This is a genomic window from Bilifractor sp. LCP21S3_F8 (assembly GCF_052117805.1).
Lineage (GTDB): Bacteria > Bacillota > Clostridia > Lachnospirales > Lachnospiraceae > Bilifractor.
Window position 1 is genome coordinate 1 of the sequence record NZ_JBQKIK010000073.1, and the last position, 552, is coordinate 552.

A 552-nucleotide genomic window follows, 5' to 3' on the forward strand; every position below is an offset into this window, starting at 1 on the left:
TCTGCATATCTTATGCAGGGCACACCTCTTTTCAGAAACTCTTGGTCAAACTCATTGAGGTAGATATTCGCAAGAAGCGGAGATAGATTTCCACCTTGCGGTGAGCCTTCCTCTGTATCAATGACCACTCCATTTTCCATTACCCCACTTTTCAGATAACGCTTTATTAGTTGAACTACACGTTCATCCTTCACATTCCTTCTGAGGAGGTTGATTAGGATTTCATGATTCAAGGTGTCGAAATACTTTGATAAGTCCAAGACTACCGCAAAAGTGTAGCCTTGTTCTGCGTATTCCTTTACTTTCTGTATAGCATCCTTTGCGCTTCTGTTTGGACGATAGCCGTAGCTTCCATCCGCAAACAATGGTTCATAGATTGGCACTAACTGTTGAGTTATTGCCTGTTGGAGTGTTCGGTCTATCACGGTGGGTATGCCAAGTTTACGCACACCACCATCTGGTTTTGGAATCTCAACTCGCCTGACTGGCGATGGGGTATACTTACCGCGGTATATGCGGTCAGTTAACTCCTGCTGATGTTCCTTAAGGTAT

At 44.2% G+C, this 552-nt stretch carries 1 protein-coding gene; it reads right to left on the bottom strand.

Features of this window, described 5'->3' with window-relative positions; translation table 11 throughout:
- The coding region (locus ACTQ3A_RS13945; protein WP_441495348.1) for a reverse transcriptase domain-containing protein at positions 1-552 on the bottom strand (552 nt) is incomplete at both ends.